Below are 8773 nucleotides of genomic sequence, written 5' to 3' on the forward strand. Positions count from 1 at the left end.
CCGTGGGGCTGCTCGTGTTGGGGGGGCGCGCGGGGGGGGGCGGGGGGGCGGGGGGCGGGCGCGGGGGGGGGGCGGCGGGCCCCCCCCCCCCCCCCCCCCCCCGCGCGGTCACGCGGCGTCGCGGGCGGCGGCCACGTCGATGCTCCAGGTCACCCCGAACCGGTCGGTGAGCATGCCGAAGCCCGGGCTCCACGCCGAAGCGGCGAGCGGCTCCACGATCGAGGCGCCCTCGGCGAGCTTCTCCCAGCAGGCGCGGACCTCGTCGAGCCCGTTGCCGCGCACGGAGACGAAGAACGGCTGGTCGGTGATCGTCGCGCCGTTCTCGCGGCGGGTGGAACCGGTGGCGGCCGCGGAACCGTCCCGGACGCCGGGGACGTCGTAGGCCATCACCCGGAAGCCGTTGTCGGCCTCGACCTGTCCGAAGACGACGTCGTCGGCACCGGGGGCGTCGCCGGGGGCGCCGACGTCGCGGTAGGTCGTGATCGTGAGCCGGCCGCCGAAGGCGGACCGGTAGAACTCCAGCGCAGCGCGGGCGTCCCCGCGGAAGTTGAGGTGGGTGGTCGTGGTCAGGGTCATGTGCGTTCCCGAGTGTGGATCTCGCCGGGGCTCTCCCGGTCGAGACCCACCCTCGCCGCCGTGTAGGTCGGTTCTGGTCCTACACGGAGAACTAGGGTCGATCCCATGACCACGACCACCTCGCGCCTGCTGCGCCTGCTGTCGCTGCTGCAGACCAGGCGCGACTGGCCGGGCTCCCTGCTCGCGGACCGGCTCGGCATCAGCCCGCGCACCGTGCGCCGCGACGTCGACCGGCTGCGGGAGATGGGCTACCGCATCCGGGCCACGATGGGCCCGGAGGGCGGTTACCACCTCGACGCCGGGGACGAGCTGCCGCCGCTGCTGTTCGACGACGAGCAGGTCATCGCGCTCGCCGTCGCCCTGCGGGCCGCCACCGCCACCGGGGCGGGCATCGAGGAGCCCGCCGTCCGCGCGCTGACCACGGTGCGGCAGGTGATGCCCTCCCGCCTGCGCCACCGCTTCGACGCGCTCACCTTCACCGCCCTCCCCGGCGGCGGGGGAGCGGGGGACGCGCCGCCCGAGGTGCTGCTCGCGGTCTCGACCGCGATCCGCGCCCGCGAGGTGCTGCGCTTCGACTACGCGAGCCGGCCGCAAGCCGCCGCGGAACCGGGCCCGCGGCGGCGGGTGGAACCCCACCACCTCGTGACCTCGCACGGGCGCTGGTACCTGGTCGCCTGGGACCTCGACCACGAGGACTGGCGGCTGTTCCGGGCCGACCGGGTCACGCCGAGCACCCCCACCGGGCCGCGGTTCACCCCGCGCCCGATCCCGGGCGGGGACGTCGCCGAGTACGTCTCCGCCCGCTTCAAGGGTTCCGCCGAGCACAACCGCTGGCCCTGCACGGGCAAGGTCGTGCTCCACCGGCCGGCCCGGGAGGTCCTCCCGTTCGCGGGTGACGGGATCGTCGAAGACCTCGGGCCGGACCGGTGCGGCATCGAGGTCGGTTCCTGGTCCTGGGTGGCGCTGGCGGCCTCGCTGAACCGCTTCGACACCGACGTCGACGTGCTCCACCCGCCCGAGCTCACCCGGGCGTTCGCGCTGCTCGCCGCGCGCAACACCGCCACCGCCCGCACCCCCGGGCACCGGCCCGGCTGACCCGCACCGCTCGGTCGCGAGCGCAAGCACCACCTCGCCGGATGGAGGGCCGCGGGCAGGACGACCGCGGCGAGGACCCCGCCGCGGTGGTGATCACAGTTTGCGGGCGACCCCGGCGAGCACGATCTCGTCGACCGGTTCCGCCGGGGCGAGGTTCGGGCCGTCCGGCCACCAGTCCCGCAGCAGGGTCAGGCCGGGCTCGACGAATTCGAGCCCGTCGAACAGCCGCTCGATCTCGTCGCGGGAGCGGAAGTTGGCCGACCCCATCGAGCTGTTCCGGAACGTCTCGGAGATGTAGCGGGCGATGCCGCTGCCCGCACCGCCGTCCGCGGGATCGTGCCAGTGGGTCAGCGCGAGATAGGAGCCCGAGGGCAGGGCGTCGACGTAACGCCGCACGATCTCGTGCGGGCGCTGCTCGTCGGTGACGTGGTGGATCGTCGAGCACTGGATCAGCGCCACGGGGCGGCTCAGGTCCAGCCGGTCGGTGATCCGCGGGTCGGCCAGCAACCGGTCCGGTTCGGTCAGGTCGCCGTCGACGAAGTGGGTGCGGGAGTTCTCCTCCAGCAGCGCGCGGCCGTGCGCGGCGACGATCGGGTCGTTGTCCACGTAGACGACGGTGGATTCGGGGTTGAACCGCTGCGCGGCCTGGTGCGTGTTCTCCTGCGTGGGCAGGCCCGAACCGCAGTCCAGGAACTGATCGATCCCCGCCTTCGCCAGGAAGCGCACCACCCGGATGAGCCACGCCCGGTGCTCCTGGGCGAACGACAGCGTCTGCGGGATCTGGTCGATCACCGCACCGGCGACCTCCCGGTCCACCGCGTAGTTGTCCTTGCCGCCGAGGAAGACGTCATAGACCCGGGCGATGCTGGCCGTCGACTGGTCGATGCCCCGCTCCGGCGGTCCGCCTGCTCTCACTGTCGCGCTCCACGTCCCGTTCGATGCCACGGGTGAAGATACCGGTTCCGGTACCTCGTGGCGATCATCCGGTCCCCGCCCGGGCGCGAGGTGAGCCAGGTCTCAGCCGGTCCGCCGCGGCGCGGCTGCGGCCCGGGTCCGGCGGGGGAGCCGGTACCCGAGCGCCGGGTGGTGGTCGCCGATGCCGAGGCGCGCGCGGGCGTCGTGCCCGGCTCTCGGACGCCGTGCCCAGCTCGCCGACGTCGGGTCCGGCTCGCGGACGCCGGGCCGCGGACGCCGTGCCCGGCTCGCGGCCTCCGGCGCCGCGTTCGGTGCTGCGCAGGCGACGATCCCCCCGCGCCGCTCCCGGCCGGCGGCCGGTCAGGGAACGCGGATCATCTTCTTGTTGACGAACTCGGCGAACGCCAGGCGGCCGAGCTCGCGACCGGTGCCGGAGGCCTTCACCCCGCCGAACGGCAGTTCCGCGCTCTCCGCACCCACCTCGTTGACGAACACCATCCCCGCTTCCAGCCGGTCGGCCACGCGCATCGCCTGCTCGTGGTCGGGGGTGAAGACGTAGGAGCCCAGGCCGAAGGGCGTGTCGTTCGCGGTGCTGATCGCGGCTTCTTCGTCGGGGACGCGGTAGAGGACGGCGACGGGACCGAAGAACTCCTCGTGGTGCGCCGGGTTGGCGGGTTCCACCCCGGTGAGCACGATCGGCGGAAAGAAGTTCCCGCGCCGAGTCCCGCCCCGGTGCGCGGTCGCGCCGTGCTCGACGGCGCGCTGCACCTGCTCCTCCAGGCGGTCGGCGGCGGCCGTCGAGGACAGCGGGCCGAGCGCGGTGCCGGGCGCCGTCGGATCACCGGGTTCGATGGCGGTGAAGGCGGGGACGAACCGGTCCGCGAAGTCGTCGTAGAGGTCGTCGGCGACGATGATGCGCTTGGCGGCGTTGCAGGCCTGCCCGCCGTTGTCGATCCGAGCGGCGATCGCCGCGGCCACGGCGGCGTCGAGGTCGTCGCTGCCCAGCAGCACGAACGGATCGGAGCCGCCGAGTTCCAGCACCACCTTCTTGAGGTGGCGCCCGGCGATCTCGGCCACCGCGCGTCCGGCCCGTTCGGACCCGGTGAGCGAGACCCCGGCGACCCGCGGGTCCGCGATCAACCGCGCGACCTGGTCGGTGTCGGCGTAGATGTTGGTGTAGGTACCGCTCGGCAGGCCCGCTTCGCGGAACAACTCCTGCAGGAAGGCGGCGGATTCGGGGCACTGCGGGGCGTGCTTGAGCAGGATCGCGTTGCCCAGCGCGAGGTTCGGCGCCGCGAACCTGGCGACCTGGTACGCCGGGTAGTTCCACGGCATGATCCCGAGCAGAACGCCCAGCGGCTGGGTGCGCACCAGCGCGCGGCCGGAGTCGACGATGATCTCCTCGTCGGCGGTGCAGGACGGCGCCACCTCGGCGGAGTAGCGGTAGATGTCGGTGCAGAAGTCGACTTCGCCGAGCGCCTGGTCGACGGGCTTGCCCATCTCGCGGACGATGATGTCCGCGAGTTCCCGCCGGTGCTCGGCGTGCAGGTCACCGACCCGTGCCACCAGCTCGGCCCGCTGCCGCACCGTGGTCGTGCGGAACCACGACCGCTGCGCTTCCGCGGCGGTCCCCAGGGCGGTGGCGAGCGCGGCGTCGGAGTCGACCGGGGTCGTGGAGATCAGCTCTCTGCTCGCGGGGTCGACAACTGCGTACTCGGTCATGATCGCCCTCCCGGCCGTCGTCTCGCTCGCGGCCATCATGGTCCATACGTTGAACGCATGTCCAGCAATGCGGCATCGATGCAGTTGGAACCGCTTGCGGTGGAGGGGAAAACGTCCACGTGTCGGCGGTTTGAAATAGAACAGGGCATTGAACGGTCGTACAAACAGCCCTATGGTCGTGGCCATGACGACTCTCACCACGGACGAACTCAAGTCGGTCTCGCAGGGCTACGACGCGGATCCCGGCCGCTCGATGTCGCTGCGGGCGGAGGCCTACACCGATCCGAAGTGGCACCGCGCGGACCTCGAAGCGATCTTCAGCCGCACCTGGCAGTGGGTCTGCCACGTCGAGCAGCTGGCCGAACCCGGTGGCTACGTGGCCACGACCGTCGCGGAACGCCCGATCGTCGTCGTGCGCGATCGGCAGCGGCGGCTGCGCGCCTTCTACAACGTCTGCAAGCACCGCGCGCACGAACTGGTGTCCGGCTCGGGCACCGCCCGCACCCTCGTCTGCCCGTACCACGCGTGGACCTACGACCTCACCGGTGCGCTCGTCGGCGCGCGGCAGACGGACCGGATGGCGTTCGACAAGTCGGAGATCTGCCTCGACCAGGTCCAGGTGGAGGAGTTCTGCGGGTTCGTGTACGTCAACCTCGACCCGTCGGCGGCGCCGCTGGCCGAGCAGGCCCCCGACCTCGCGGCCCAGATCACCGAACGCGCCCCGGACATCGCCGGGCTCACGCACGCGAAGCGCCTGCACTACGACGTGAAGACCAACTGGAAGAACGTCATCGACAACTTCCTGGAGTGCTACCACTGCCACGTCGCGCACAAGGAGTTCGTGTCGCTGGTCGACATGGACACCTACGACGTGAAGACGCACGGGATCTGGTCGAGCCACTTCGCGGACGCAGGCAAGTCCGCGAACACCGCCTACGACGTCTCGGGCGCCACCGTCACCGAGCACGCGGTGTGGTGGCTCTGGCCGAACACCTGCCTGCTGCGCTATCCCGGGCGCGGCAACTTCATGGTGTTCCAGATCCTGCCCGCGGGACCGGACCGCAGCCTGGAGACCTGGGACTTCTACCTGGAGAGCACCGAACTCACCGAGGTCGAGCAGCAATCCGTCGACTACATCGACGACGTGCTCCAGGTGCAGGACATCGACCTGGTCGAGAGCGTCCAGCGGGGCATGGAATCACCGGCGTTCGACCAGGGCCGGATCGTCTACGACCCGGAGCGCCAGCCGGGGCTGTCCGAGCACGGCGTCCACCACTTCCACGGGCTCGTGCTGGAGGCCTACGCGGCGATGGCGGCGAACCGCCCCACCTCCTGACCGCCGGCCCCCGACAGGATCGAGGCTGCATGCCGAAACCGATCATCATCACGTGCGCACCGACCGGCGGCATCCACACACCGACGATGTCGCCGCACCTGCCGATCACCCCGGACGAGATCGCCCGGGCCGCCGTCGACGCGGCCGAAGCGGGCGCGGCCATCGTCCACCTGCACGCCCGCGATCCCGAGACCGGGCGGCCCGACCCGCGGCCGGAGCTGTTCCAGAACTTCCTGCCGCGCATCGCCGCCGAGTGCGACGCCGTCGTGAACATCTCCACCGGCGGCGGGCTCGGCATGTCTCGCGACGACCGGCTGCGCGCGGCGAAGGCGACCTCGCCGGAGATGGCCTCGCTCAACGTCGGCTCGTTGAACTTCGGGATCTTCCCGATGGCGCGCAAGCACGACCGGTGGAAGCACGACTGGGAACCGGAATTCCTGGAATCGACGCGGGACCTGGTCTTCAAGAACACCTTCGCCGACCTCGAACACATCGTGAAGGAGCTCGGCGGGGAGCACGGCACCCGGTTCGAGTTCGAGTGCTACGACCTCGGTCACCTCTACAACCTGGCGTGGCTGGTGGACCAGGGCTGGGTCCAGCCGCCGTTCTTCGTGCAGCTGGTCTTCGGCGTCCTGGGCGGCGCGGGCGCGGACCTGGACAACCTCCTGCACCTGCACACCATCGCGGAGAAGCTGTTCGGCGACTCCTACGAGTGGTCGGTGCTCGCCGCCGGGCGGCACCAGATGCCGTTCGCCACCCAGGCGGCGATGCTCGGCGGCAACCTCCGCGTCGGGCTGGAGGACAGCCTGTTCATCGGTCCCGGTGAGCTGGCCGCGTCCAACGCCGACCAGGTCCGCAAGATCCGCGGGATCGTCGAATCCCTCGGGCACTCGGTCGCGACCCCGGCCGAAGCCCGCCGCCGCCTCGCCTTGAAGGGAGCGGACCATGTCGGGTTCTGAAGGAGGTTCCGGCACCGGCCGGGTGGCGAGCCTCGGTGGCGGGGTGATCGGGCAGAGCTGGACGGCGCTGTTCCTCGCCGCGGGCAGGCCGGTCGCGGTGTTCGACCCGGACCCGGCCGCGGAGCAGCGGGTCCGCCGGGCGGTGGCGACCGCGTGGCCCGTGCTGACCGAGCTCGGTCTGGCCGACCGCGGCGACCCGGACGCGCTGGAGTTCACCCGGGACGCGCTCACCGCCGTCGAGGGCGCCGAATTCGTGCAGGAGAGCGTTCCCGAGCGGATCGCGATCAAGCACGAGCTCTACGCGGCCATCGAACCCGCCCTCGGCGACGGCGCGCTGGTGGCGTCGTCCGCATCCGGGCTGACCCTCACCGAGATGCAGGGCGGCTGGCGCGACCCCTCCCGGTTCGTGCTCGGCCACCCGTTCAACCCACCGCACCTGATCCCGCTGGTCGAGGTGGTGGGCAACGACCGGACCGCGCCGGGTGCGGTGGACCGGGCCCGCGCGTTCTACGAATCGGTCGGGAAGGTGACGATCGAGCTCAAGCGCGAAGTGCCCGGGCACGTGGCCAACCGGTTGCAGGCCGCGCTGTGGCGCGAGGCGGTCCACCTCGTCAACGAGGGGGTGGCCGACGTCGCGGACGTGGACACCGCCGTCTCCGCCGGGCCCGGCCTGCGCTGGGCGGCGATGGGGCCGACGCTGCTGTTCCACCTGGGCGCGGGGGAAGGCGGTCTCGCCGCCTTCTGCGAGCGCTACGCGGACAGCTTCAACCGGTGGTTCGACGACCTCGGCCGCCCGCACCTGGACGCGGACACCGCGCGGAACCTGGTGCGCGGGCTCGCCCCGGCCGAATCGGTCGACGCCCTGTCCCGCCGCCGGGACGAGCTGATCACCGCGATGATCCGCGTCTCCCGCGACCGGCCGACGGACGTCTGACACCCGCTGACCGCGCGGCGGGTGGCGCGGCCCTCCCGCGCCGCCCGCCCCCGACGAAGGAGGCGAGCACCACGATGACCGCGACCAGCGCTCCGCTGGAGCTGACGCTGCGAAGCAGGTCCGAGGTGGCCGACGGGGTCCTGCTGCTGGAGTTCACCGCCACCGGTGGCGGCGAACTGCCCGGCTGGGAACCCGGCGCGCACCTCGACCTGCGGCTCCCGTCCGGCGCGGTGCGGCAGTACTCGCTGTGCGGCGACCCGGGGGACCGGCGCGCCTACACCGTCTGCGTGCTGCGCGAGGCGACCGGCCGCGGCGGATCGGTCGAGCTGCACGACCGGCTGCGCGTCGGAGACGAGATCACCGGATCCGCCCCGCGGAACCACTTCCCGCTGCACGACGCGCCCGAGCACGTCTTGCTCGCGGGAGGTATCGGGATCACGCCGATCAAGGCGATGCTCGACGAGCTGCACCGGCGCGGCGCGCCCTGGCGGCTGGTGTACGGCGGGCGGACCCGCGCGGCGATGGCCTTCGCCGCCGAACTGGCCGCCGCGCACCCCGGCCGCGTCTCGATCGTGCCTGAGGACGAGCGGGGCAGGCCGGACGTCGAGCGGATCGTCGCCGAACTGCCCGCGACGGCCAGGCTGTACTGCTGCGGGCCCGCCGCCATGCTCGACGCGGTGGCCGCGGCGTGCGAGCGAACGGCGATCTCCGACCGGCTGCACGTGGAGCGCTTCGCCGCCGCCGGGGACGCGCCCGACCCGACCGGCGATTCCGCGTTCGAGGTCGAGCTGCGGGAGACCGGGACGACGGTGACCGTCGCCGCCGACCAGTCCCTGCTGTCGGCCGTGCAGCAAGTCCGCCCGGACATCCCGTCGTCCTGCCAGGAGGGCTACTGCGGCACGTGCGAGACCCGCGTGCTGGAGGGGGAACCGGACCACCGGGGAACGCTCCTGTCGCCGGCGGAGCACGACGAGGAGGGGACCATGCTCATCTGCGTGGGCCGGGCGCGGAGCCCGAAGCTCGTGCTGGAGCTGTGAGGATCCGACCGCGGTGCCGCCCCGGCGGGAACCGCTGCCGCCCGGAAGCGACCGACCGGTGCACACCGGACACCCGGCGGCCTGCGGTTTCCCGCCGCGGGGGGCCCCCCCCCCCCCCCCGCGCCCGCTCTCCCCGGGGACCGCTCACTCGGCCCGGATGTGCGCGGTCTGCACCAGCTGCGGGCCGCCCCGCGACGCC

At 72.6% G+C, this 8773-nt stretch carries 8 protein-coding genes; 5 read left to right on the forward strand and 3 right to left on the reverse strand.

Annotation, left to right across the window (positions count from 1 at the left end; genetic code table 11):
* Positions 1 to 108 precede the first annotated feature (108 nt).
* Positions 109 to 576, reverse strand: coding sequence for a VOC family protein (locus LCD35_RS01085; RefSeq protein WP_224957344.1), 468 nt, complete (start codon positions 574 to 576; stop codon positions 109 to 111).
* A gap of 105 nt (positions 577 to 681) precedes the next feature.
* On the opposite strand from LCD35_RS01085, the gene LCD35_RS01090 reads away from it, so the two are divergent.
* Entirely contained in the window at positions 682 to 1671 is a 990-nt protein-coding gene (locus LCD35_RS01090) for a YafY family protein (RefSeq protein WP_224957345.1), read from the forward strand.
* A gap of 93 nt (positions 1672 to 1764) precedes the next feature.
* On the opposite strand, the gene LCD35_RS01095 is transcribed toward LCD35_RS01090, so the two are convergent.
* Positions 1765 to 2586, reverse strand: coding sequence for an SAM-dependent methyltransferase (locus LCD35_RS01095; protein ID WP_224957346.1), 822 nt, complete (start codon positions 2584 to 2586; stop codon positions 1765 to 1767).
* A 360-nt stretch (positions 2587 to 2946) separates the two neighbouring features.
* Complete coding sequence (locus LCD35_RS01100) at positions 2947 to 4308, reverse strand: NAD-dependent succinate-semialdehyde dehydrogenase (RefSeq protein WP_224957348.1); 1362 nt, start codon at positions 4306 to 4308, stop codon at positions 2947 to 2949.
* 184 nt (positions 4309 to 4492) lie between these two features.
* On the opposite strand from LCD35_RS01100, the gene LCD35_RS01105 reads away from it, so the two are divergent.
* The 4 genes from LCD35_RS01105 to LCD35_RS01120 all read left to right on the forward strand — a co-directional run bounded on the left by LCD35_RS01105 (position 4493) and on the right by LCD35_RS01120 (position 8574).
* The gene (locus LCD35_RS01105) at positions 4493 to 5644 is read left to right on the forward strand and encodes an aromatic ring-hydroxylating dioxygenase subunit alpha (protein WP_224957350.1); all 1152 of its coding nucleotides are present in this window, start codon (positions 4493 to 4495) and stop codon (positions 5642 to 5644) included.
* A 29-nt stretch (positions 5645 to 5673) separates the two neighbouring features.
* On the forward strand, positions 5674 to 6603 hold the full coding sequence (locus LCD35_RS01110; RefSeq protein ID WP_224957351.1) for a 3-keto-5-aminohexanoate cleavage protein: 930 nt from the start codon (positions 5674 to 5676) through the stop codon (positions 6601 to 6603).
* Positions 6590 to 7537: a 3-hydroxyacyl-CoA dehydrogenase NAD-binding domain-containing protein gene (locus LCD35_RS01115; protein WP_224957352.1), complete on the forward strand. Its 948-nt coding sequence runs from the start codon at positions 6590 to 6592 to the stop codon at positions 7535 to 7537. Before LCD35_RS01110 ends, LCD35_RS01115 begins: the two co-directional genes overlap by 14 nt.
* Before the next feature lie 74 nt (positions 7538 to 7611).
* The gene (locus LCD35_RS01120; RefSeq protein ID WP_224957353.1) at positions 7612 to 8574 is read left to right on the forward strand and encodes a PDR/VanB family oxidoreductase; all 963 of its coding nucleotides are present in this window, start codon (positions 7612 to 7614) and stop codon (positions 8572 to 8574) included.
* Positions 8575 to 8773 lie beyond the last annotated feature (199 nt).

The sequence above is a fragment of the Saccharopolyspora sp. 6V genome (assembly GCF_020176785.1).
In the GTDB taxonomy this organism is placed as follows: domain Bacteria; phylum Actinomycetota; class Actinomycetes; order Mycobacteriales; family Pseudonocardiaceae; genus Saccharopolyspora_C; species Saccharopolyspora_C gregorii.